Annotated in this window: 18 protein-coding genes and 1 pseudogene; 10 read left to right on the top strand and 9 right to left on the bottom strand. The window is 70.8% G+C overall.

Annotated elements, in window-relative coordinates; translation table 11 throughout:
* Window positions 1–311: 311 nt before the first annotated feature.
* The 5 genes from ABZ479_RS31055 to ABZ479_RS31075 all read right to left on the bottom strand — a co-directional run bounded on the left by ABZ479_RS31055 (window position 312) and on the right by ABZ479_RS31075 (window position 4,342).
* Window positions 312–1,250: a serine hydrolase gene (locus ABZ479_RS31055; protein ID WP_500464668.1), complete on the bottom strand. Its 939-nt coding sequence runs from the start codon at window positions 1,248–1,250 to the stop codon at window positions 312–314.
* Between the two features lie 120 nt (window positions 1,251–1,370).
* Window positions 1,371–2,000 carry an alpha-ketoglutarate-dependent dioxygenase AlkB gene (locus ABZ479_RS31060; protein ID WP_500464669.1) on the bottom strand — a complete coding sequence of 210 codons (630 nt, stop codon included), beginning with the start codon at window positions 1,998–2,000 and terminating at the stop codon, window positions 1,371–1,373.
* Between the two features lie 34 nt (window positions 2,001–2,034).
* Window positions 2,035–2,925: an RNA polymerase sigma factor SigJ gene (gene sigJ / locus ABZ479_RS31065; RefSeq protein WP_500464670.1), complete on the bottom strand. Its 891-nt coding sequence runs from the start codon at window positions 2,923–2,925 to the stop codon at window positions 2,035–2,037.
* A gap of 121 nt (window positions 2,926–3,046) precedes the next feature.
* Window positions 3,047–3,757 (bottom strand): DUF2470 domain-containing protein, encoded by a 711-nt coding sequence (locus ABZ479_RS31070; RefSeq protein ID WP_500464671.1) that lies wholly within the window; start codon window positions 3,755–3,757, stop codon window positions 3,047–3,049.
* 174 nt (window positions 3,758–3,931) lie between these two features.
* On the bottom strand, window positions 3,932–4,342 hold the full coding sequence (locus tag ABZ479_RS31075) for a hypothetical protein (RefSeq protein ID WP_500464672.1): 411 nt from the start codon (window positions 4,340–4,342) through the stop codon (window positions 3,932–3,934).
* 96 nt (window positions 4,343–4,438) lie between these two features.
* On the opposite strand from ABZ479_RS31075, the gene ABZ479_RS31080 reads away from it, so the two are divergent.
* Window positions 4,439–6,379: a prolyl oligopeptidase family serine peptidase gene (locus ABZ479_RS31080; protein WP_500464673.1), complete on the top strand. Its 1,941-nt coding sequence runs from the start codon at window positions 4,439–4,441 to the stop codon at window positions 6,377–6,379.
* 12 nt (window positions 6,380–6,391) lie between these two features.
* Here the strand turns inward: ABZ479_RS31080 and ABZ479_RS31085 are convergent, their stop codons facing one another.
* Window positions 6,392–7,042 (bottom strand): cysteine hydrolase family protein, encoded by a 651-nt coding sequence (locus ABZ479_RS31085; protein ID WP_500464674.1) that lies wholly within the window; start codon window positions 7,040–7,042, stop codon window positions 6,392–6,394.
* A 580-nt stretch (window positions 7,043–7,622) separates the two neighbouring features.
* On the opposite strand from ABZ479_RS31085, the gene ABZ479_RS31090 reads away from it, so the two are divergent.
* From ABZ479_RS31090 to ABZ479_RS31120, 7 genes are all read left to right on the top strand, one after another.
* The gene (locus ABZ479_RS31090) at window positions 7,623–8,771 is read left to right on the top strand and encodes a DUF6777 domain-containing protein (protein ID WP_500464675.1); all 1,149 of its coding nucleotides are present in this window, start codon (window positions 7,623–7,625) and stop codon (window positions 8,769–8,771) included.
* Window positions 8,772–8,872: 101 nt separating this feature from the next.
* The gene (locus tag ABZ479_RS31095) at window positions 8,873–11,377 is read left to right on the top strand and encodes a DUF4132 domain-containing protein (protein WP_500464676.1); all 2,505 of its coding nucleotides are present in this window, start codon (window positions 8,873–8,875) and stop codon (window positions 11,375–11,377) included.
* Entirely contained in the window at window positions 11,374–11,730 is a 357-nt protein-coding gene (locus ABZ479_RS31100; RefSeq protein WP_500464677.1) for a hypothetical protein, read from the top strand. The genes ABZ479_RS31095 and ABZ479_RS31100 overlap by 4 nt, the downstream gene beginning before the upstream one ends.
* A gap of 186 nt (window positions 11,731–11,916) precedes the next feature.
* The gene (locus tag ABZ479_RS31105) at window positions 11,917–14,025 is read left to right on the top strand and encodes a TPM domain-containing protein (protein WP_500464678.1); all 2,109 of its coding nucleotides are present in this window, start codon (window positions 11,917–11,919) and stop codon (window positions 14,023–14,025) included.
* A gap of 39 nt (window positions 14,026–14,064) precedes the next feature.
* Window positions 14,065–14,778, top strand: coding sequence for a PspA/IM30 family protein (locus tag ABZ479_RS31110; RefSeq protein ID WP_500464679.1), 714 nt, complete (start codon window positions 14,065–14,067; stop codon window positions 14,776–14,778).
* A gap of 447 nt (window positions 14,779–15,225) precedes the next feature.
* On the top strand, window positions 15,226–15,816 hold the full coding sequence (locus ABZ479_RS31115) for a hypothetical protein (protein WP_500464680.1): 591 nt from the start codon (window positions 15,226–15,228) through the stop codon (window positions 15,814–15,816).
* A complete protein-coding gene (locus ABZ479_RS31120; protein WP_500464681.1) occupies window positions 15,813–18,347 on the top strand; it encodes a TIR domain-containing protein in 2,535 nt (844 codons plus the stop codon). Before ABZ479_RS31115 ends, ABZ479_RS31120 begins: the two co-directional genes overlap by 4 nt.
* 5 nt (window positions 18,348–18,352) lie before the next feature.
* On the opposite strand, the gene ABZ479_RS31125 is transcribed toward ABZ479_RS31120, so the two are convergent.
* Window positions 18,353–18,898, bottom strand: a complete 546-nt coding sequence (locus ABZ479_RS31125) for an NUDIX domain-containing protein (protein ID WP_500464682.1) — start codon at window positions 18,896–18,898, stop codon at window positions 18,353–18,355.
* Between the two features lie 693 nt (window positions 18,899–19,591).
* Here ABZ479_RS31125 and ABZ479_RS31130 point away from each other — a divergent pair.
* Window positions 19,592–20,359 (top strand): annotated as a pseudogene (locus ABZ479_RS31130) (IS256 family transposase); the annotation flags it as partial.
* 15 nt (window positions 20,360–20,374) lie between these two features.
* Here ABZ479_RS31130 and ABZ479_RS31135 read toward each other — a convergent pair.
* Window positions 20,375–20,869: a hypothetical protein gene (locus tag ABZ479_RS31135; protein ID WP_500464683.1), complete on the bottom strand. Its 495-nt coding sequence runs from the start codon at window positions 20,867–20,869 to the stop codon at window positions 20,375–20,377.
* A 447-nt stretch (window positions 20,870–21,316) separates the two neighbouring features.
* Between ABZ479_RS31135 and ABZ479_RS31140 the strand changes: the two genes are divergently transcribed.
* Entirely contained in the window at window positions 21,317–22,036 is a 720-nt protein-coding gene (locus tag ABZ479_RS31140) for a hypothetical protein (RefSeq protein ID WP_500464684.1), read from the top strand.
* A gap of 649 nt (window positions 22,037–22,685) precedes the next feature.
* On the opposite strand, the gene ABZ479_RS31145 is transcribed toward ABZ479_RS31140, so the two are convergent.
* Window positions 22,686–23,336 (bottom strand): IS256 family transposase (locus ABZ479_RS31145; protein WP_500464685.1); only part of this gene is annotated, 651 nt, incomplete at its 5' end.

Raw genomic sequence — 23,336 nt, forward strand, 5'->3', positions numbered from 1 at the left:
CCGGCCCGGAGGAATGTGCGGTCCGAGGCGGCACATCGCGAAAGGAATGCGTGTCCACGCCAAGCAACGCCGTCGAGTATTTCGACGCCGTTCCGCGACCGGCAAGGCGGGATTCCGGTCTCCACAGCCGTCTCACAGGACATCCCGATTCCCGGTGTGGAACCTTTCATTCCGCTGTGCGGGCGGGCTTCGCCGCACCGCGCGACGGGCCGGGCACGCCGGGTGAGGACTACACCTGTCCGGTAACCGCCCCCGGAACGCCGACAGGCGCCCCCGCGGGGGCGCCTGTCGGTGCGTCGGGAACCGGTCCGCTACGTGCCCGGCGGGACGGCGGGCACCACCTCCTGCGGCGTACGCGTCGTCGACTGCGTCCCCGCCGCGGTGGCGGCCGGGGCGAGGTCCCGGTGGACCACGCGGGCGACCGCCTCGATCGTGGCGACCCCGGCGTTCATGGTCTTGTTGTCCTGGGTCAGCACCGTGAGGGAGTAGTCGTGGCCCGGGCCGGTGAACGCGCCGAGGCTGTGCACCCGCCAGCCGTGGGTGGCGCGCGGCAGCCAGCCGTTCTTGACGTGGACCGTCACGCCGCGCGGCGCCCCGGCGGGGGTGCCCCAGCGCTGCGCGGTGACCACCTTGTTCATCAGCTTCAGGATGTAGGCACGGGAGTTGTCGCTCAGCACGGAGTTCTTCGCCGTCACCAGGTCGAGCAGCCGCTGCTCGTCCTTCGCCGTGACCTGCGTGAGCCCCCAGTAGCCGTTGCTCCCCGGCACGGTGCGGGTCATCCCCGCGGCCTTCAGGAAGCCCTTCACCTTGGTCACCCCGAGCTGCCGCCACAGCTGCGTGGTCGCGGCGTTGTCGGACTTGGTGATCATCGCCGTGGCGAGCTTGACCTCACGCGCCGTCAGGTAGCGGTTGTGCTTCTTGTTGTCCCACAGCAGGGTGGCCAGCACCGTCACCTTCACCGTGCTCGCCGAGTCGAACCGCTGGTCCGCGCGGAGCGTGCACACCGTCTTCGTCCTGCGGTCCCGCAGCGACAGCGCCACCGTCCCCGTCCTGCCGCGCAGCGCGGCGGCGACGTCCTTGCTCAGCTTCGCCGCGAGCCCCGCCTTGCCCGAGGTGCACACCACCGCCGGTGCCGCCGCCGTCGCGCTGCCCGCGCCCGTCCCGACGACCGCCGTCGGCACGACCGCGCCCACCACGACCGCCGCCGCCACCGCTCTCCCGGCGCGCCGCGCCGTCCGTTCCCGCCCCATGGCCCCTCCCCGTGGTCCCCCGTACCCGTCGCCGGGTCTTCGAGGACGTTGACTCGCGGCGCGGGGAAAGGCCGTACGGGGAAAGGCCGTACGGGGAAGGCGCCGGGGCGGTGGCGCGGTTCAGCGGACGCCGCGCGTGCGGAACTGGACGCTGATCCGCGGTCCCACGGCGCGCGAGCTCTTGGGGATCGCGTGCTCCCACGTCCGCTGGCACGAGCCGCCCATCACCACGAGGTCACCGTGCCCGAGGGGCAGCCGCATCGCGGCCGCGCCCCCGCCGCGGGGCCGCAGCGCCAGGTCGCGCGGGTCGCCGACGGAGAGGATCGCCACCATCGTGTCCTGGGTCGCCGACCTGCCCGTCCGGTCGCCGTGCCAGGCGACGCTGTCCCGGCCGTCCCGGTAGAAGCAGAGCCCCGCCGTGACGAAGGGCTCGCCGAGCTCGTCCGCGTAGTGGGCGTCGAGGGCGGCCCGGGCCTCGTCCAGGACGGGGTGCGGCAGCGGATCGCCCTCCCCGTAGAAGGACAGCAGCCGCGGTACGTCGACCTCCCGCTCGTACATCTGCCGGCGCTCGGCCCGCCACGGCACCGAGCCGGCGAGTTCCCCGAACAGGGCGTCGGCCCCCTGCAGCCACCCGGGCAGCAGGTCGAGCCACGCCCCGCTGCCGAGCCCGGTCCGCCGGAGGCCGTCCAGCGGAGCGAGCAGCAGCTCGTCGGTCTGGTCGAAGAGCGATCCTTGGAGCGGTGCCGTCATGCGTCCAGGGTAACCCCGCAATCGAACATGTGCTCTATTGGGTGAACGCGGCCAGGTCGAGCCCCGTCAGCCGGTCCGGGTCGGCCAGGATGTCCATCTCCACGACGAGCCCGTCCACGACCGTGAAGCACAGGACCGACACCACCCGGCCGTCCGCCACGGTGACCACCCCCGGCGCCCCGTTGACCAGCGCCGGCCGCGCGTGCAGCGCGGCCTGCCGGAAGGTGAGCGCCTGGCTCGCGACCGTCCGCGCGCCGCGCACCTCCCGGGCCACCCCCGGGAAGGCGGCGCCGGTGTCCGCGCGCAGCACGACGTCCGGGTGCAGCACCGCGACCAGGCCATCGAAGTCACCCGCGCGCGAGGCCGCCAGGAACGCCCCGACGACCTCCCGCTGCCGGCCGAGGTCCGCGTCCGGCACGGGCGCCGCCCCCTGCACCCGGCGCCGCGCCCGGCTCGCCAGCTGCCGCGCGGCCGCCGGCGTGCGCCCGACCATCGGCGCGATCTCCTCGAAGGGCACCGCGAACATGTCGTGCAGCACGAACGCGAGCCGCTCGGCGGGCGACAGCGTCTCCAGCACGACCAGCAGCGCCAGCCCCACCGAGTCCGCCAGCAGCGCCGCCCGCTCCGGGTCGCCCGCCGCGTCGTCCGGGCTCACCACCGGGTCCGGCATCCGTACGTCGTCCAGCGACGACTCGCCCCGGGAGCTCCGCGAGCGCAGCATGTCCAGGCACACCCGGCCCACCACGGTCGTCAGCCAGCCGCCCAGGTTCCCGATCCCGTCCGCCCCGGCCCGGTTCAGCCGCAGCCACGCCTCCTGCACGGCGTCGTCCGCCTCGGCGAGCGAGCCCAGCATGCGGTACGCCACCGCCCGCAGGTGCGCACGGTTCTCCTCGAACCGCTCCGCCAGGAACTCCGTGTCGTCCATCGGTCCCATTCCCTCGTCGCGTCCCCTTGGCGCACTGACGAACCGGACGCCTCCAATGTGACAGAGGCGTCCGCCGGCGCCGGTGCCCGCGTCCACGCGGCCCCCGGGGATGACGCCGGGTTCACCAGCCGGCGAACAGCCGTCCCCGGTGCGAGGCCCGCCGGGCGCTGTTGAGCAGCGCCTGGATCTGGCTCCCCGCCCGGTCCGCGCTCTCCAGCGGGGACGGGAAGGGCAGCCGGGCGTCGGTGTGGCCGTTCGCGTACTCCACGCGCAGCGTGATCCCGTAGCGGTCGACGGCCACAGGCAGCACGCGCCACGCGCCGGGGGCGGGGGCCGGCTGCACCAGCCGCAGCAGCAGCGGAACCAGCTCCGCGTGGTCGTCCACCAGGTGCGTCAGCATGCCCGCCTCGGCCGTCGCCAGCGGGTCGGCCTCCGCCGTCGTCAGTTCGGCGAGACCCACCGGGACGGTGCCCTCCGCCGTCTCCAGCGTCGCGTGCACGAACTGCACGCACTGGCTGTCCTGGGCGTCCGGCCGGTAGGGCGCCGCCGTCCAGCCCGTGACCGTCACGCGGGCGCGCACCCGGTCCCGTACCGCGGTGGGCGCGACGTCGGTGAACTCCAGCGAGATCGGGGTGCCCTCGGGGCCGAAGGCCGTCTCCAGGGGGTGCAGGTGGACGTGGCCGGCGAGCGCCTGTGCGGTCAGCCGGGCCACCTCCGTGCGCTCCCGGTCGGTGACGACTGTCATGGAGTGGGCCGAGGCGAGGACGGACCGGATGCGTTCGGCGGGCGTCGGCCGAGCGGGAGCGAGGGGGACGGTGGTCTTGCTGCGCATCCGGGTCTCCGCGAAGTTAGGTTAGGTTTACCTAACTTAACCATACGGGTCCGGTGCCCCGCCATCCCCGCGGGGTGGCGGACGGGTGACGCAGCGGCGGTCGGGGGACGCCGTGTGGGAGCGACCGAGAACCAGGGGCCGGTACCGGGCAGCCGGCACTTCGCCTCCGGCACCTCACCGCCCGCCGGCCCAGCGCCGCAGCTTCTCGACCGCGTACTCCTTGCGCTCCCGAGCCGCGGTGCTCTCGCCCGGGCTTGCCACGAAGGCGGTGACCGGCGTCCACCGTGCCCGCCCCGAGGGGCCGGTCCAGCGGACCGCGGGGACGGCGGTGACGGTCGTGACCCGCTCGCGCGGGATCACCCGTGTGCGCAGGTACCCGCGGATCGTCAGGCGCCCGGCGGAGCAGGTCACCCCGAGCCGGTGCCCCCGTACCGCGAGGACCGCGGAGACCACGGCGAGGACGCAGGCGGCGAGGCGGGGGAGCGCGGCCGGCGCCTGCGTGGCGTACGCGACGCAGGCGGCCGCGGGAAGGGCGCCGGGGCAGCCGTTCGCGAGGCGGTTCGTCCTCGTCGGCGACAGCTCCATGGTCCTTCGCGCCTGTCCACGGGCCGCGGGCTGCGGCAGGATGTGCCCGGTTCCCAGGAGGAAGGCGAGACCCAAGTGGACGCTGTGGAGGGCACATTGACGGTACAGAGCGACATCGTGGCACGGACGGTCGTGGACAGCGTCATACCGATGTTCCCGGCCCTCTCCCCGGACGGCCGCACGGTCGTCCACACGGCGCGGCCCCTCGCCGTCGCGGACCGCCTGGCCAGTGCCCTGTGGGCGGTGCCCGCAGACGGCGGCGGACAGCCCCGGCAGCTGACCGACGGCACGAGCTGGATCGGCGCACCGCGCTGGGCCCCGGACTCGGCGGCGGTCTTCTTCACTACCGCCGGGCAACTGCACCGCGTACGCCTCGCCGCCGACGGCGGACCGGACGGCCCCGCCGAGGCCCTCACCACCTGGCCCGGCGGCATCGCGAGCCACCTGCCGCTCGCCGACGGCCGCACCGTCGCCCTGATCGCCGCCGGCGAACCGGGCGAGGCCGAGGACGACGACGTGATGGTGTGGACCGAGCGGACGGGTCCCGAGCCCTCCGCCCGTCTGCGCCTGCTCGACCTCGGCAGTGGTGCCGTCCGCACCGTCGACGGCCTCGGCGACCGGCACGTCGTCGAGGTGGCGGAGCGCCCCGACGGCGGCATGCTGGCCGTCCTCACCTGGCAGTGCGCGGAGGAGGACCCCGGCTCGCTCACCGCGGAGCTCCACCTCGTCGACACCGTCACCTTCACCGTCCACGACCTCGGCCCGGCCGGGCACGCGGCGCGTCGCCCGGTCTGGTGGCGCGCGGAGGACGGCTGGCACCTCGCCCACCTGGCCACCACCCCGCCCGGCCTGGTCGGCTCGCCCGCGGTCCTGGACCGCGCGGTCCCCGACGACCCGGGGGACCAGGCACCGCCCGAGGCACGCGACCTGACCGCCGGCATGACCGTCTGCCCCCGAGAACTCCTCCAGGTCGAAGCCGGCCCGCCGCTGGCCGTCTTCGCCGACGGCCTGGACACCGCGCTGTTCCGGCTGGACCCCGCCGAGCGGCGCTTCCGCCGCCTGCACACCCGCCCGGGCATCGTCCACGCGCTCACCGCGAGCCGCACGGGCGGGACGGTCGCCGTGCTCGCGGGCACCGCGTACGAGCCCAAGGACGTCCACGCCGGACCGCCCGACGGCCCGCTCACCCGGATCAGCGACACCCGCCCCGAGATCCGCGACATCCCGTGGGGCAGCCAGGAACGCCTCTCCTACAAGGCCTCCGACGGGCTCGCCCTCGACGGCCTGCTCCTCCTGCCGCCCGGCCGCACCCGCGAGGACGGCCCCTTCCCGATGATCACCATCGCGCACGGCGGCCCGTACGGGCGCTACACCGACGAATGGCAGTTCCACATCGACCTGCCCCCCGGCCAGCTCTTCGCCACCGCCGGTTACGCCGTCTTCCTCCCCAACCCCCGCGGCGGGGAGGGCCACGGCCACGCCTTCGCGGCCACCGCGGTGGACGGAGCCGTCGGCGGCGCCGAATGGACCGACATCACCGAGGGCATCGACCTCCTCGTCGCCCAGGGCGTCGCCGACCCCGACCGCCTCGGCATCGGCGGCTGGAGCCACGGCGGCTACCTGGCCGCCTGGGCCGTCACGCAGACCGACCGCTTCAAGGCCTCGATCGTCGGCGCCGGCATCAGCGACTGGGGCATGCTGGGCGCGACCGGCGAGCAGGGACCCGTCCTCGAGTCGGCGGGCAGCGGCAGCATCGGCTGGGAGGGCCCCGGACCCCACGTCCACGACCGGGTCAGCCCGATCTCGTACGCCTCCCGCATCCGCACCCCGGTCCTGATCCTCCACGGCGAGGAGGACACCAATGTGCCCGTCTCCCAAGGCCGTTTCCTCCACCGCGCCCTGCGCCACCACGGCGTCCCCCACGAGTTCGCCGTCTACCCCGGCGAGGGCCACATGATCGGCAGACGCGCCCACCTGCTGGACCTGATGCGCCGCAGCGTGGCCTGGTACGACCGCTGGCTCACCCCGCAGCCCTGACGTCCGCCGCCGCTACCGCCCCGCCCCGTACTCCTCGGGGCAGGGCGGCAGCAGGTCCAGGAACTCCTGCGTGGTGAGGATGGCGTGCGCGTAGACCGGCGCGTTCACCTCGAAGGTCGCTTCCATCTCCGCCGGGCTGAAGGCGGCGATCGCGTCCCGCACCAGGGTCACGTGGTAGCCGAGTTCCTGGCCGAAGCGTGCCGTGGTGTCGACGCAGGTGTTGGCCCGCATGCCGATCAGCACGATGCGCGACACCCGGTGCTGCTTCAGCTGGAAGTCCAGGTCGGTGTTGGCGAAGCCGCTCGACGACCAGTGCTCGTGCACCCGGATCTCGCCGTCGACCGGCTGGAAGTCCGGGTGGAACTCGCCGCCCCAGGAGCCCAGCGCGAAGACCTGCCCCTTGACGGTGGCCTCCTGCGCCGGGGAGAGGTGCTCCCACTCCCGGTAGTCCCCGGGGGCCGTGCGGCGGTGCGCGACGAAGAACGTACGGATGCCGCGGGCGCGGGTGGCCGCGAGCACCTGCCGCATGTGGTCGAGCAGGCCCACCTGCCCGGCCACGGTCTTCGCGCGTGGCCAGAGTTTCCCGCCGTCCGACAGGAAGTCGTTGTACGGGTCCACGAGCAGAAGACCGGTGTTCGTGCCGCTGTATCCCACTGCTTCCATGTACCGATTCTCGTCCCGGACCCGCGGCGCCACCTGCGCAGCAGATCGGGGCAGGTCAGGACGGGTGCGGGCGGTCAAGCCGCGAAAGGACGGGAGATGCCCCGCGGCACGCTCCCGTGTTCCCTGGAGGAGGGAGCTTCGTGGATGCCCCACTGCCGGAATGCCCGTGAAAAATCGAGCCTTCAAGGAATTCCGTGCCGATTCACCCCTCCCGGCGAGGGCGCACATAATGGAATCGGAGGCCCGATGCCCCACGTCCGTGGAGAGTGCCGTGAGTTCCCTACCTCCTCCGCCCGAACACCCCGCCGGACCTCCGTCCGGCCCTCCGTCCGGCCCTCCGTCCGGACCGCTGTCCGGCCGGCCGTCGGGCGGGCACCCGCCGGTGACACCGGGACCCCCACCCCCACCGGCGGCGCCACCGCACGGCCCGCCACCACCGCCCGGACCACCGGCGCCGCCGGGTCCACCGGGAGGCGCGGGGCACGGCGGCGAACCGGGGGAACCCGGCCGCCACCGGGGACCGCCCGCCCCGTGGTGGCGGAACCGTCGCACCCTCGTCACCGCGGGCACCGCGTTGGTCGTGGCGGTGGCGGTGATCTTCGCCTTCTCGTTCCTCGGCGGCACCAAGGGCGGCGGCGAGATCTTCCTCCAGAACGCCTCCGCCGCCGGCCCCGACCCCTTCACCCCGTCCACGGCGGGCGAGGCGGGCACCGCGGTCACCCCGACGATCACCCCCAACGAGTCCTCGGCCCCGCGCGGCACCCTCAAGGTCAGCGGCGCGCACCCGGGGCTCTACAGCGCCAAGCAGAACGAGGCGGCCTGCGACGTCGAGAAGCAGATCAGGTACCTCGCCCAGGACCCGCCCCGCGCCCGGGCCTTCGCCGGAACCCTGAAGGTCGCGCAGCGGGACCTCCCCTCCCACCTGCGTTCGCTGACGCCCGTTCAGCTCAGCTGGGACACCCGTGTCACCAGCCACGGCTTCAAGGACGGCAAGGCCACCGCGTACCAGGCCATCCTCCAGGCCGGCACTCCCGTGATGGTCGACGACCGCGGTGTGCCCGTGGTGCGCTGCACGTGCGGCAACCCGCTGAGCGCCCCCGACGCCGTCAGCGGTACGCCGACGTACAGCGGGCGGCAGTGGGGGACGTTCCGCGCGGCGGGGCTGGTGGCGGTCGTGCCGTCCGAGAAGCCGATGAAGACGCTCACGCTCTACGACCAGGACGGCAAGCGCTGGTTCGAGCGGCCCGGCGGCACGGTGGACGGCAAGCGCGACCACGAGGTCGAACCGCCCGGGGGCGTGCAGTCCGGCTCGCCGGTGCCGGTGCTGCCGTCGCCGTCCACGGGGTCGCAACTGGAACCGCCGGGGAAGACGGCGCCGCCGAGCGAGGAGAAGAAGCAGGAGGAGCCGAAGTCGCCCGGCACAAAGGAGCAGCCCAAGTCCCCGGACGGCACGGAGAAGCCGGAGAAGCCGCAGAGCCCGGAGACGTCGGAAGAGCCCCGCGGCCCGGAGGAGCCCCGCGGCCCGGAGGAGCCGGAGCAGCCGGAGGAACCGCAGAAGCCGCAGAGTCCGGAACAGCCGCAGGAACCCCCCTCCGAACCCCCGCAGCAGGAAGAGCCCGAGCAGCCCCCGCAGCAGGAGCAGCCCCCACAACAAGAACAGCCCCCGCAGCAGGAACAACCCCCGGCCCAGCCCAAGTCCCCCGCCCAACCGGCCCCCCTCCCCAGCTGACCCCCCACCACGACGGCCCCACCTCCACGGCCCCGCCTCGACGGCCCCGCCCGCCCTCCCACCAAGGCGCCGTTGTCGTACGCCCCTGCCACCATCCCCGCATGCTGTACGACACCGTGCTGGCCGAAGCCCGCAGGAACGACGCCTTCGACGACGTGCGCGCCGCCGCCCTCGACCGCGCCCGCTGGCTCGTCGACCTCCTCGACCGCGGCCGCGCGGAGTTCCGCCTCGCCTTCGGAACCCGCACGGGGGAGTACCGGCGCCTGGGGGAACTGCACGCCGCGACCCGGACCGAGATCGACCAGGGCCTCGCGGCCCGCGGCGACGACGAGACGCGTGCCGCCGCCCTGACCCTGCTGCTCGTGGCCCGCCCCGACGGCACGGGCGTGTGGCACTACCGCGAGCAGGTCGCGTCCCTGGTGTCCCGACGGCGCGGATGGACACCCGACGAGGTCGCCGTCATGCTGCTCCGCGTCGCCGAGTACCGCACGGGCCACTGGCTCGCGGAAGCGCTCGGCGCCGTGCTGGACGCCGTCGACCGGCTCGACGCCGACGGCCGCGCCGCGGTCACCCCCCACCTCCGCCGGGCGTACCGGGAGCTCATGGCCGCCGACGTCGGCGCGGACGTACGCGGCCCGCTCGGCCGGCGCCTGCGCGCGCTGCTCGCGGACGACGACGCCGCTCTCATGCCCGACGAGCTGATCCCGGCGCACGCGCCGTGGGCCACGGCGCTGCGCGAGCGCGCCGACACCGCGCCCACGCCCGGGCTGGCCGGCCTCGTCCGGCATCCGGTGAGCCTGTCGGGGCCGCGCCCGTCACAGCGCTGGCGGCGCACCTGCCGGGAACTGAGCGACGCGGCAGCGGCACGGGACACGACGGCGGAGATGCTGCGTTCACTGGCCGAGGACGACCCGCAGTGCAGCAGGACGCACGGGTCGCCGAACCCCTGGCTCGGTGACACCCTCCACCTCCACTACCTCGTGGCCCAGAACGACGGCGACCTCGCGCGCGGCGTCGTCTGGGCCGCCTCGCTCACGGCCGGCCCGGCCACCGTGGGCCGGCTCGTCACCGTCGCGCTGCGCACCGGCGGACCCGGATCGGACGTGATCGAGGACGTCAAGCTCGCGGGGGCGGCGATCAACGCCCTCGCGGACGTGGACGACCCCGCCGCTCTGGAGGGCCTGTGGCGGCTGCGGGCGAAGCTCAGGCACCGGGCGCTCCTCAAGCAGCTCGACACCGCCCTCGCCACGGCCGCCGCCCGGCAGGGCATCACGCCCGCACAGCTGGTCGAGCGCAGCGTCCCGGCGCACGGCCTGGCCCCGGACGGCACGTACGTCCGCGAACTGGCGGGATACCGGGCCCGGGTGGCGATCGAGGACGCCGTGACCGTACGGCTCACCTTCACCGGTCCCGACGGACGCACCTCCCGTACGGCCCCCGCGGCGGTCAAGGAGGGGTGCGCCGAGGCGCACCAGGGGCTGAAAGCACTGGTCAAGCAGGTGCGGGCGACACTCTCGGGGGAGCGGGCCCGCCTGGAGGCGCTGATGTCGGCCGGGCGCACCTGGCCGTACGACGAATGGCGCCGCCACTACCGCGACCACCCCGTCACCGGAGTCCTCACCCGGGGCCTGATCTGGGAGGCGCGGGACGCCGAGGGCACCTGGCACGCCGTGGCGCCCACGGCCGAGCCCACAGGGGAGCCCACGCACATCCGCCTGTGGCACCCGGTCCACGCCTCGCCGGACGCCGTCGCCACGTGGCGCGCCCAGGTGGTCGCCGCGGGGCTGCGGCAGCCGTTCAAACAGGCGTTCCGGGAGATCTACCTGCCCACCCCGGCCGAGGAGGAGACCGGCGCCTACTCCAACCGCTTCGCGGCGCACATCGTCGACTACCCGCGGCTGTACGCGCTGTTCAAGGAACGCGGCTGGCACGCCGGCTTCCTCGGCGCCCACGACGGCGGTCACGACGGCCTGGCCCGGCGCGAGTTCGCGGACGGCGGGTGGCACGCCTGCTTCCACCACGAACCGGCCGGGGACGACGCGGGCCACGACCCGGAGCACGCGGCGACCGACCGGGTACGGTTCGAGCGCCGCGACGGGCGGCGCCGGCAGGAGGTCCCGCTCGCCGAAGTGCCGCCCCTGGTCTTCAGCGAGGCGATGCGGGACGTCGACCTCTTCGTGGCCGTCACCTCGATCGCGGCGGACCCGACGTGGACGGACCGGGGCGAGGACCGCCACGCGGCGTACTGGCGGGCCGCGTCCTTCGGGGAGTTGACGGCGAACGCGGAGGTCCGCCGCGAGGCCCTGCAACGGATCCTGCCGCGCCTGAGGATCGCGGAGCGGTGCACACTCGACGGCCGCTACCTGACGGTCCGCGGGGACCTCACGACGTACCGCATCCACCTGGGCTCGGCGAACGTCCTGATGGCACCGGACGACGCCTACCTCTGCGTCGTCCCCGCCCGCCGCACGGCCGACCCGAAGGTCTTCCTGCCCTTCGAGGACGACCGGCTCGCGCTGATCCTGTCCAAGGCGGCGCTGCTGGCAGCGGACTCGGCGATCGCCGACCCGGCCATCCGGCGCCAGATCGAGCGGGCCGCGCGATGACCACGGTGACCTTCCAGGACGAGACGGCCGGGGGCGAACGCGCCCCGGCCCTGCGGCTCACGGGCCTCCCGGAGCGGATGACCGTCCGGGCCCTGCTCCACCTCCGCGTCCACGAGGAGGTGACCCTGCACAACGCCGCACGGCCCACGACCACACGCCCCAGGACCGCACAGCCCGTCGCCGCCCCGCTCGACGGCCCCACGGAAGCCGCCCGGGCCGAACGCGCCTTCCTCTCGAACGCCCTCTTCGTCCTGACCCCCACCCACCAGCTCACCGACCTCGACGAAGAAGTCGACCTCACGACCACCCCGACCCTGACCTTCCTCCGCCTCGTCCCGCTCGCCGGCGGCTGACCCCGGCCACCGGCACCCGGCCACCGGCACCCCGCCACCGGCACCCGGGAACCGGCCCGCGGGCCGGGCCCGTACGGGGAACGCGGCCCCCGAAGGGGCAGGTCCCAGCCCCGGGCGGTCCCGGTCGCGGTGGGCCAGAAGGGGTAATACGCTCACAAAGTGAGGCCGCACCGGAGCCGAGAACCGATGCACAGTGGCGTTCGCACCTCGCACACCCTGCGTGCCGCGTACGCCCTCATCAGCGCACTGGCAACGCTGTGCTGGCTGTTGCAGCCCGCCGCGGAGGCCCGCGCCGACGACCCGATCGTGCTGTCGCGTACCGGCCAGATCACCGACAGGGTGGACGCGCTCGGCGACCGCAAGGCCGCCGTCACGACGGCCCTGCGCGATCTCGACGACACGCACCGCGTGCAGCTCTACGTCGCCTACGTACGCGACTTCTCCGGCCGCTCCGCCCAGGACTGGGCCGACACGACCGCCGGGCGCAACGGCCTCGGCCTCAACGACGTACTGCTGGCCGTCGCCACGCACGACCGGCAGTACGCGTACTCCGTGGACCAGGACTCGTCACTGACCGACGCCCAACTGCGGGACGTCGCGCAGACGGCGGTCGAACCGGCGCTGCGGCAGAACGACTGGGCGGGGGCGGCCATCGGCGCGGCGGACGGCATCGGCGCGGTCCTCGCGGGCAAGCCCGTGCCCACGCCCGCGATCACCCCGGGCGCGGCCGACCCGGGCGGGGCCGGCGGCCTCGGGGTAACGGGCGGCGAACTCATCCTGCCGGTCGTGCTGCTGGGAGCCCTGCTCGCCCTCGGCTGGTACGCGTACACCCGGCGCAGGCAGCGCCCGGGAACCCGCAGCACCCCGAGCGGGGGAGGCTGGGGCAGGCGCGGCGAACAGGCCGTGCCGCTGCCCGACCTCGACCGGCGGGCCAGGGAACTGCTCGTCGAGACGGACGACGCGGTGCGCACCAGCAGTGAGGAACTCGGTTTCGCCACCGCCCAGTTCGGCGAGGAGGCGGCCGCACCCTTCGGGAAGGCGCTGGGGCACGCGGAGTCGGAGCTCACGGCGGCCTTCCGGCTACGGCAGCAGCTCGACGACGCGATCCCGGAGGACGACACGGCCAGGCGCCGCATGCTGGACGAGATCATCGCGCGCTGCACCGAGGCCAACCGGCGGCTCGACGCGGAGGCCGAGGGCTTCGACCGGCTGCGCGCGCTGGAGGAGAACGCGCCCCAGGCGCTGCAGCACGCCGAGGCGGAGCTGCGGGAGGTCACCGGCCGCACCGACACGGCGCAGACCACGCTCACCACGCTCGGTACGCGGTACGCGCCCACCGCGGTGCTGCCCGTCGCGGGCCACGTCGAGCAGGCCAGGGACCGGCTCGTGTTCGCCGCGGCCCAGGTCGACCGGGCCCGCGAGGCCGTGGCGGCGGGCGCGGGCGGAACGGCCGCCGTGCACCTGCGGGCCGCCGAGGGCGCCATCGACCAGGCGGGCACCTTCGTGGACGCCGTCGGCCGGCTGGGGACGGAGCTCGCGGAGGCGGCGGGCAAGCTGCCGGGCGCGCTGACGGAGACCGAGACCGACCTCGCGGAGGCGCGGGGCATGCTGCTCGGCACCCCCGAGGGCACCTCCACGGCGGACCTGCACGGCCGGATCGCCCGCGCCGAGTCGGTCGTCAGGGAGGTGCGGACGCAGATCGCTGCGGGCCCGTACGACCCGATCGACGTGCTGCGCCGTGTGGAGGAGGCGGGCGCGGCCCTCGACGGCGCCCTCACCGGAGCGCGTGAGCACGAGGTGAGCAACCAGAAGGCCCGGGCACTGCTCGACCAGGCCCTGCTCACGGCGCGCAGCGCGTTGGGCGCCGCTTCGGACTTCATCACGACCCACCGGGCGGCAGTGGGCAGCGAGGCCAGGACGCGGCTGGCCGAGGCACTGCGCCACCTGGAACTGGCGCAGGAGTCCGCGGATCCCGTCGCGGCGCTCACGGAGGCGCAGCGGGCGGACGAGCTGGCCCGGGCGGCGCAGCAGCTGGCCGAGGGCGATGTGCGCATGTACGGCAGTCCGTACGGCGACACCATGGGCGGCCGCCGTGGGGGCGGCGGCATGGGCGGGGCGGTGCTCGGCGGCATCCTGCTCGGGGAGATCTTCGGCGGTATGGGCCGCGGGACGGGCGGGGGCATGTTCGGCGGCGGCGGGGGAGGCGGCTTCGGCGGCGGGTTCGGCGGGGGCGGCCCCGGTAGCTTCGGCGGCGGGGGGACACGGGGGCGGAGGGGCGGTGGCGGCAGGTTCTGAGCGGCAGCTCGGGGAAAGCGAGAGCGAGAGGTTGGCCCCATGACCAAGCAGACGATCCTCGGCCGCGTCGCGCAGCTGGCGAAGGCGAACATCAATGCGCTGCTGGACCAGGCGGAGGACCCGCAGAAGATGCTCGACCAGCTGATCCGCGACTACGGCAACAACATCGACGAGGCCGAGCAGGCGGTCGCCACGACCATCGGCAACCTGCGCCTGCTGGAACAGGACCACACTGAGGACGAGGAGGCGGCCACGGAATGGGGCACCAAGGCGCTGGCCGCCAGTAGGAAGGCGGACGAGCTGCGGGCCGCGGGCTCGGGTACGGACGCGGACGCGTTCGACCGCCTGGCAAAGGTGGCGCTCCAGCGGCAGTTGCAGGCGGGCCGGGAGGCGAAGGACGCCGAGCCGACGATCGCCACGCAGCGAGAGGTCGTGGACAAGCTGAAGGCCGGCCTGGACCAGATGAAGGTCAAGCTGACGGAGCTCCACTCGAAGCGCGACCAGTTGGTGGCCCGCTCGAAGACCGCCCAGGCACAGAGCCAGATGCTGGACGCGGCGCAGAACATCAACGTGCTGGACCCCACAACGGAGTTGAGCCGCTTCGAGGAAATAGTCCGCCGCGAGGAAGCCAGGGCCCTGGGCCAACAGGAACTCGCCGACTCGTCCTTGGACGCCCAGTTCGAACGCCTCGACACAATGGGCGACGCAGCCGAAATCGAAGCCCGCTTCGCCGCCCTCAAGGCCCACGCCTGACCCTGGGCCTGGTTTACCGCCCAGTGGCCCCTCCGCGGCCGGCGACACCGAACGGCGAGTAGTGAGCGCTGCTCAGAAAGTGGACTGGCTGGCGGGGGAACCGGGACTGCTCTGATCGGTGCTCCCGCCTGCCAAGCGGACCTTCGCGCAGGCCCGAACCTCCGGCAGGTCTTGAACCCGCACACACGGCTCCGGAGGGCCCTTCGTCTTGCAGATGACCTGCTGGTCACAGGCCTCGTCGGAATCGATTGACTGGTCTTCGTCCCCCTGTGCGACCGCACCGAGTGCAGCAGGTGGGTGGTCGGTCTCCTAGATCCGTGCTACTCCATAAAGTAGCCGTTGCCGCGCTCCTGTTGCTGGCCTCTCACCGGGCTCTGGCCTCCCAGTGCCTCGGGACTGATCTACCATCTGACGGATCGACAAGTGCACTGGATGTAGGGGGGGCACATGCGGCAAAAGCGGTTGAACGTCAAGATCGCCATTCCGTTCCTGGGAGAGATCGGTGGTGAGTGGGAGCCTGACGATGCGGAGCAGAGGGCTGCCTGGGAGCTCTACGTGGAACTGGTGACGCGGGTTTCCGTTGTCCCGTTGCGTGAGGACGAAGGTTCGGTGCGTGAGGCGTTGACGTCTATGTACGTACTCTTCGCGACGGTCCGCGACATCCTCAAACGGTACGGCCCCGATGTTGCGCCCCCCGGGACTCGTAACGAGGTGTCGTTCGGGATTCTCGCCGTCACCGTGCTCAACCGGGCGGTGCGACCCGTCCTCAGCAAGTGGCATCCGCGGCTAATGGCCTGGGAGAGCTCCGCGCCGGCCGGCCGTTCCGCCGTCGAGCATGAGAACAACTGGCAGGAGATTGGCGCGGTCCGAGCCGACCTTGACTCGCTGCGTCTGGTTCTCCTGGAACTGGCACAGGTGCTAGGCAATGTGGCAGGGGCCGGGGATCTGATCCGGACCTCGGAGATGGTCCCTGCCCAGGCTTCGCAAGCGTCCGTATCGTCCCAGCCGCCTGCCCCGAGAGGACCGGTCGCTCCGTGATCAAGGCGTTCTTCTCCTACTCGACCCAGGACGCCGCCTTCGTACGAGAAGTGGCGTCCGAGGTCGGCCGGGCTTTTGCGACAATCGACTACCGTTCGTTCCACGCTGGTGGCGACATCCTCAGCTCCATCGACGAGGCCCTCAAGGAATCAGCAGCTTTCGTCTTCTTCCTCAGCAAGGCCGCGCTGGCCTCCCCATGGGTGCGACACGAGATTCGTGAGGCACGCTTCCAGGCAGCGATGGGGCGGATCAAGAACGTCCTCGTGGTCCGTCTGGACCAGAGCATCGCGCCCGATGACCTGCCGGACTGGCTGAACCGCACCAAACACATCACGACGATCGCGACGAAGCCCGCCGCACGCAGGATTAGAATCCTCATAGACGATCTGGTGCGTCAGGGCCAGAGTCCCCGCTTCGTCGGCCGGGCCGCAGAGATCGCGGCACTTCAGGACGTGTACTCAGCGCCGGAACCGGGAGCGGAGAGCCAGGTTGCCTGCGTGACAGGACTTCCACGCATCGGGCGACGCGCCACGTTAAGCAAGATGGCACGCGAGTCGCTGGACCTGGAGACCCTCGTGGTCATCGACGTCGAACCCGGCGACACAGTGCAGGCCCTCGCCGCGAAGCTCTCCGCGTTGGTCGATCCCTCAGAGACTGCCGGCGAGTCCCTACAGCGGACCAGAGAGATCACCGCACTCAGCGACGCGCAGGCCCTTGCGCATGCACTGGTCAAGTTTCAGGAAATCTGCCAGTACCACCAGATGCCCGTACTCCATGACGAGGGTGGGCTTCTGGACAACGACGGCGACATCGCGCCGTACATCCTCGACCTGATCGAGTCACTGAGCCAGCACCCGGACATCGTCACCGCATTGCTCACGAACAGGCGACCCTCGCGGGATCACTTCATCACGCGAGGAATGCGCCCCCTTGGCGTGGTCCATCTCCGGCCTTTGGAAGACGCGGACATCAGTCGTCTCGTCGGTCTCATGGCGAAAGCCCGTCAGATTACTTTGACCCCTGCGACCGTAAAGGAGATCACCACAGCGGTCCGCGGCTATCCGCCCTCGGTCACGTTCGCGCTCGAACTGATCAAGGCCTATGGGCCAGATCTGGCGGTTCGCGGCCGGATGCTCTCGGATTTCGGCGCGTCGCCGCTGACCAGTTATCTCAAACAGAACAAGTTTAGCAACCTGGAGCAGAAGATCCTTCGCGTCATGGCGGCGAACAGCCCCCTGCCGCTTTCCGTCCTGCAGGAGGCGACCAGTACCTCGGATGACGGTATCGACAAGGCCTTGATCCATCTCATCGACGTCTCTCTGATCGTTCCGACCGCTGGCGGCTGGTACGAGGTGTCCGGGCCCGCTGTGGACGCGATCCGCCGCGAGTTCGGTGCCTGCAGTAAGGCGGAGTACGGGGCGGTCGCGAGCAGACTCGACGAGTTCCTGGCCCGGGCCGAGGACGGAACCGACTATTTGGCCCTGCAACGCACCTTGTTCCGCGCTATGGACAAGGCCGGGCAAAAGTCCACTCCCCGGGCATACGCCCTGCTCACCGACCGAGTGAAGCTGGCCGAGCAGTACTACCACGAGCAGGAGTATCAACGCGCCGTCGAAATGGCGACCGACGCGCTCGACGCCGATCCCAGCATTCACCAGGCCCGGACGACACTCATCCGTGCCCACGTGAAACTCGGCGAGTTCGCGGAGGCGGGCGAACACACTGCAGAGCTCAAGAAGCGAGGTCAGATGCGCGATGCGTTCTTCCTCACAGGCCTCTTGGAGAGACACAGGGGCGAGCACCGAGAGGCCCTGAAGCAGTATCAGAAGGCCCTCGACAGCGGACGCGGTGGCATGGCGATCCACCGTGAGATGGCAGACTGCTTTGTTCGTTTGGGGGATCTACCCCGCGCCAATGAGCACATCTCGCGCGCAGAGGAGAAGCAACCCGACAATCGTTATGTCGTGGACCTGAAAATACAGATCGCCTGTAAGTTGGGCGACCGGGACACGGCACTCTCGTTGCTCGTGCGTCTGGCGGACATCGATCGTGCCGAGATGGTCAGCCACCGCACGTCGCGCGTGGAGTACCTCTGCGGTGACATGGAAACCGCCTACGAATTCGCCGAGAAGGCAGTGGAGAAGTCTGACAACGTGCGATTCGAAGTGCTGGCCAACTACGTGCTCTGTGCGTTGCGCACCGCACGCATCGACGAGGCAAGCACGGCCTTGGACCGACTTGATCGTAAGTTCAGCAGGCAGCGCCGTGACATTCGGACCGGCCTCAGGGCCCGGCTGAGCATTGCCCAGCAGGACTACCAGACCGCGTACGCATGCACGGAGCGGTTCATCAGCCGCGAGCGTCCCGTGCACCTCCTGATCCGTAGGGATGCTTTGCGGGGAATGCTCGACCGGACTGCACTTGCTCCGCAGCGGCGTGCCGATCTCAAGGCGGAGCTGAAGCGGTGCGAGGACCGGCTCGCTGGCCGTGAGGAGGACTTCGACCTGGACGCGCGAGACGACCTGGGCTGACTAGTTCACGGACTCTGTTCCAGGGCGAGCATCAAGACCAGAGCCGCACTGGCCGCGCATCGCATGCGCCCGTCCCGAACCGCGAACACTGCCTCACCTAGCGAAATGCGACGGACCGCCAGGTCCGCCTCGACAGGCTCCAGCGCAGCACAGGACGAGGAGGGGTCGATCGTGCTCCACAGGTGGACTCGGGCGGGCGTGAGCCCGGGCAGGGCGTGGAGCGAGCCCCTGTCGCTCCACCGTCCGCCGCGGTAACCGGTCTCTTCGGCCAGTTCCCGCTGGGCTGCTGTGCGACTGCCCTCGTCCGCTGGATCCACGGACCCGCCCGGCAGCTGCCACATCGCTCCGGTGAGATAGTGGTACTGCTTGACGACGAGAAGCGCCCCGTCGACCAGTGCGGCAACCCGCACCTGGTCAGGCGTCTGCACCCAGTCGTAGGCGCCTTGCTCTCCATGTGGAAGCGTGACCTCGTCCCGGTAGGCGGTGAGGTGTGGAGTCGCGCACAGCGGCATCCGACTGTGGCGAATCCACGGTCCTCGTCGTTCGGTCATGACGGGAGTCCTGCCCTCGGTTCACCAGTTAGGCATCAGTATGCTGCGAATACTCCGGGGTTCCCTGCCACCGTGGACGGCCCGCAGCAGGACGTGGACCTGGCTCTGCACCCAAGTGTCCGAAGGGCCCTCGTGATTCGTGCGTCTCTGCTGATCAGAGAGCCAAAGGCCTTCTGCCGAGACGCCGCTGTCCACGCAAGATCCCGTCCACGGATAGTCCACAGACCCCGTCCTACGCCCACTTTCGGCGGCATACGGCTGCGCATACGCAAAGACCCCGCACTCAGCGTCTTGGCTGGTGGCGGGGTCTTTTGGCACCTCGTGCGAGGTGCCAAAGGCAGGATTCGAACCTGCGCACACGGCTCCGGAGTGAATGTGCCGATCGCCTAGGATGGTTCTCTGACCTGCGGTGGAGTGTGACAGAGGATGTCGACGGCACAGACTGTGGCGGAGGCGTGTCGGGCGCCCACAGGAAGAGCGACGAGCGCCGTATGCCGCTGGTCAGAGTGTGAGGACCTCTCGGTACGCGCGAAGCCCCCGCGAGGTCGGTCAGGACCGGTTGCGTCCTTGGAAGTGGTGTAGCGGGTTGGACCTGATGCGGGGGTTTGCTCCGGCGTCTGGGTTGGTGCCCGCATAGACAAACGGCCACCGGCTGATCTTCGAAGTGTCGAAGCCTCGAAGGAGATCAGCACGATGACCGCACCTGACAGTCTGCCCCTGCACGTCCTTGCCGAGGAGAACCTCGCTGCGGTGAGTCCGGATCTGTTGCGCGCGATGGTCAAGACGTTCGCCGACGCGCTCATGTCCGCGGAGGCAGATGCCCTCTGCAACGCGGAATACGGGCAGGTCAGCGACGAACGCGTCAACCATCGCAACGGATATCGCCCGCGCGAGTGGGACACCAGGGCCGGCACCGTCGAGCTGGCCATCCCCAAGCTCCGCAGCGGCAGCTACTTCCCGCACTGGCTCCTGGAACGACGCCGCAGGGCCGAACAGGCCCTGATCTCGGTGGTCGCCACCGCCTACCTGCTCGGCGTCTCCACCCGCCGGGTCGAGAAACTCGCCGAGTCCCTCGGCGTCACCCAGCTATCGAAGTCCCAGGTCAGCGCTATGTCCAAGCACCTGGACGAACAGGTCGCCGCGTTCCGTAACCGGCCGCTGGACGCGGGACCCTATGCGTTCGTCTGGGTCGACGCGCTGACCCAGAAGGTCCGCGAAGGCGGCCGTATCATCAACGTTGCCGCGCTGGTCGCGGTCGGTGTCAACGCCGACGGCCATCGCGAGATCCTCGGCCTGGACGTCGCCACCACCGAAGACGGAGCCGGCTGGCTGGCCTTCCTGCGCTCGCTCATCGCCCGCGGCCTGACCGGCGTCCAGCTCGTCGTCTCCGACGCCCACGCCGGCCTGGTCGACGCGATCGGAGCCGTCCTCAGATCACCGAGTGGCCGTCGATACACCACCCCAACGGACGTGACCTCAGGACCCCAGGCTCTTGCGACGCACGCGCATGTAGGTTCCTGATGTAGTACTCCCGCCCCACCCGCCAGTCGTGGCGATGTCCCATCCTTGCTGGGCGCGCATCTGCTTGGCGAACGCGGCGAGGTCATTGATGGAGCATCCGCAGTCCAGATGGACGCGGACAGTGATGTAGCTGCCCATTGGATTCTTCTCGCTGGGGTCCAGCGCCCATCGGGCGGCGTGCTCGTGGTCAGCAAGCCCAGTGCGCTGTTGATCGTGAAGGAGTCCGTGTGCGCGGGCATACTCGTTGAGGTCGTCTATGACGAACAGGTCGCTTCGCCAGGCGCCCGGCCACACGGCGAACAGCCGGGACTCCCCGCTGCGAGCGCGCTCGTAAGCGCCGGCGCCCACGCCGTAGGACACCGTTCCCTCCTTGGCTACTTCGATGTAGCACAGCGTCTTCGAGGTGTACGGGAAGTCTTTGCCGACAGCAGCTGCGCTGCGGGGTTCCATGCTGCTCCTTCGGGTTGGCGGAGTTGGGCCCACTGGCCGCCAAGGACCGGGCCTCAAGGTGATCCTGGCATGCCATGGAACTTGGCGAGGTGCCTTGCTAACTGCTACCGCGCAGTGAGGGCGGAGCCCGGGTCACAGTATTGCCGGATCCCTATGTGGCGCCGGCGATCTGTGCTCCTCCGTCCGCCGGACGGTCAGCCCTGGCACTGCCTGCGCCTGACTCACGTCTTTGTGCGCCATTGTCACCGCGCCTGGCGCCCGGGTAACCTGCCTCTAGCCATGCGGACCCGGGCTGAAGTGCTGGGTCTGACAGCATGCCACCTTTGACTATGCGAACGAGCATGTAGCTCAGACGACACGTTGATTGGCGGGGTTCCCTATTACTTGTGGCCGTCCCGGCGCATGTTTGCGCTGGGGTCGCTTCTGAGACGTGATATGAGACAAGAAATGATTCATTCGTTCATCGCGTACACAAGTCCGGGACGGAGCAGGGTATTCGGCCTGGTCAGAGGCCCTCGTGACGAGTTGGAGGCGGTGGTTACGCTCGGAGCGGGCGATCCCGACCTGACCGAGGAACTCGTCGCTGCACTCAACTGCTTCCTGGCCGACCGGGACGAGACTGCTCTCGGAGTGGTACTGGATCGAGTCCCGAAGCCTGTGCGCATGGCCGCGCAGCAATACCTCAAGGACAAGTGCGCGCCGGTGCTCGGAGCCTTCACTGGGTTCGGGCCGATTGAGGTGGTTCGCCCTGCTGTCTACTTCAGGGGGATCGACGATGAGCTCGAGGAGTACCTGGAGGGTGCGTACACGATCGGGCTCGGCATTCGTATGTCGAACGAGCGGGGAAGCGGGGGTGTCGTCGAGTGGGTGATCCAATTGCTCAGCGATGAGGTCTCCGTGCCAGCCAGCGCTGAGCCTCGCACATGGGCGCTTCCCGCAGAAGCAAAGCCCCTGAAGACCTGGACGAGTAAGCGGCTCGCTGGCGCCATCGGCCCCGTTCGTAGCGCGCTCAATGTGGCGGAGAATGCAAGCGCCGAGGGGCGTTGGGTAAGGATCCACACGTTGCTTCACAGCGACCGCGATGTCGACTTCGAGGGCAACGGATCTTCGGAGTTCGTCGTAGACGTCTTCGATGCGCCCATCCCGCTGCAGCGCTTGGACGAGTAGGTCGACCGTACGCCGCACCCAACGGCCGCGCCTGTTGGGTGCGGCGTACGGCCGGTGCAGCCGCCCCTGCATGCGTCGTGGTTCAGCGAGCTGGTCCTGCGGGCTGTCACCGGGCGGCTGGCGGCTTGGGGCGGTCAGAAGGTCATAGCGGGCGCCTCGACAGCCGACTTCGGGACTGAGTTGGGGCCGTTGGCGGTCACGGTGTTGGGGCGTTCCCTGCGTCACCGAGAGCGGCTGTGAGTACCTTGCCGGCAACATAACTGACCCTGCCGAGTAGCAGTGCATCGAACTCGAAGTAGGGATTGGTCTGGAACATCAAGCCGGGCACATGTCCGAAGACACCTTCCGAACTGAAAAGTGTTCCCCGGTGTCCACTGTGGGAGCGTTTGTCGTACAGAGGCTCGGCGAGTTCTTTCACCTCGCGTTGGGTAAGTACGGTTTTCAACGCTTTGCGGAATCGCTGCGTTGCGACTCCTTTGCTATGACGGCACTCCGGGTGACAGTTGCAGGGAGCGTCAGGGACGAAGCGCATCCCGAAGCCCTCGATAGCGGCCACATACGTGAGCAGGGCAAGCGAGGGGTGGCGCGACTGCGGTCACGTCCGTTGGGGTGGTGTATCGACGGCCACTCGGTGATCTCTTCTTTGAGGCTATGCGGTGAGTTCGGTGGGCAGGGCGGTGTCGCCGGTATCTGACTCGATCGGGTGGAGGCGGGCCTTGACGAGGAGGTCGCGGCCCATGTAGCGGCGAGCTTCGGTCCATTCGTCGTTCTGCTCGGCCAGGACGGCGCCGACCAGGCGGATCACCGCGGTGCGGTCGGGGAAGATGCCGACCACGTCGGTGCGGCGGCGGATTTCCTTGTTCAGTCGTTCCTGCGGGTTGTTCGACCAGATCTGCCGCCAGATCTCGCGGGGGAAGGCGGTGAGGGCCAGCAGGTCGTGCTGGGCGGTATCCAGGTGTTCGGCGGCCTTGGGAAACTTCTTCTCCAGGCCATCCAGGACCTGTTTCATCTGCGCGTGGACTGCGGTGGCGTCGGGCTGTTCGAAGACGGTCCGCAGCAGCGTCGCCACCCAGGGCTGGGCTGATTTGGGGACCTGGCTCAGCAGGTTGCGGGCGTAGTGGGTGCGGCAGCGCTGCCACGAGGCGCCGGGCAGGACGGCTCCGATCGCGTCGACCAGGCCGGCGTGGGCGTCGGAGACGACGAGTTGGACGCCGGTCAGGCCGCGGGCGATGAGCGAGCGCAGGAAGGCCAGCCAGCCGGCTCCGTCTTCGGTGGTGGCGACGTCCAGGCCGAGGATCTC

Source organism: Streptomyces sp. NPDC005722 (assembly GCF_040630935.1).
GTDB lineage: Bacteria > Actinomycetota > Actinomycetes > Streptomycetales > Streptomycetaceae > Actinacidiphila.

What these genes read in the sequence shown, in the direction of transcription:
- ABZ479_RS31100 (WP_500464677.1), top strand. Translation starts at nt 11,374, where the DNA reads ATGACCACGGTGACCTTCCAGGACGAGACGGCCGGGGGCGAACGCGCC.
- ABZ479_RS31115 (WP_500464680.1), top strand. Translation starts at nt 15,226, where the DNA reads ATGCGGCAAAAGCGGTTGAACGTCAAGATCGCCATTCCGTTCCTGGGA.
- ABZ479_RS31075 (WP_500464672.1), bottom strand. Translation starts at nt 4,342, where the DNA reads ATGGAGCTGTCGCCGACGAGGACGAACCGCCTCGCGAACGGCTGCCCC.
- sigJ (WP_500464670.1), bottom strand. Translation starts at nt 2,925, where the DNA reads ATGGACGACACGGAGTTCCTGGCGGAGCGGTTCGAGGAGAACCGTGCG.
- ABZ479_RS31085 (WP_500464674.1), bottom strand. Translation starts at nt 7,042, where the DNA reads ATGGAAGCAGTGGGATACAGCGGCACGAACACCGGTCTTCTGCTCGTG.
- ABZ479_RS31060 (WP_500464669.1), bottom strand. Translation starts at nt 2,000, where the DNA reads ATGACGGCACCGCTCCAAGGATCGCTCTTCGACCAGACCGACGAGCTG.
- ABZ479_RS31125 (WP_500464682.1), bottom strand. Translation starts at nt 18,898, where the DNA reads ATGACCGAACGACGAGGACCGTGGATTCGCCACAGTCGGATGCCGCTG.
- ABZ479_RS31135 (WP_500464683.1), bottom strand. Translation starts at nt 20,869, where the DNA reads ATGGAACCCCGCAGCGCAGCTGCTGTCGGCAAAGACTTCCCGTACACC.
- ABZ479_RS31055 (WP_500464668.1), bottom strand. Translation starts at nt 1,250, where the DNA reads ATGGGGCGGGAACGGACGGCGCGGCGCGCCGGGAGAGCGGTGGCGGCG.
- ABZ479_RS31070 (WP_500464671.1), bottom strand. Translation starts at nt 3,757, where the DNA reads ATGCGCAGCAAGACCACCGTCCCCCTCGCTCCCGCTCGGCCGACGCCC.
- ABZ479_RS31105 (WP_500464678.1), top strand. Translation starts at nt 11,917, where the DNA reads ATGCACAGTGGCGTTCGCACCTCGCACACCCTGCGTGCCGCGTACGCC.
- ABZ479_RS31140 (WP_500464684.1), top strand. Translation starts at nt 21,317, where the DNA reads ATGATTCATTCGTTCATCGCGTACACAAGTCCGGGACGGAGCAGGGTA.
- ABZ479_RS31110 (WP_500464679.1), top strand. Translation starts at nt 14,065, where the DNA reads ATGACCAAGCAGACGATCCTCGGCCGCGTCGCGCAGCTGGCGAAGGCG.
- ABZ479_RS31095 (WP_500464676.1), top strand. Translation starts at nt 8,873, where the DNA reads ATGCTGTACGACACCGTGCTGGCCGAAGCCCGCAGGAACGACGCCTTC.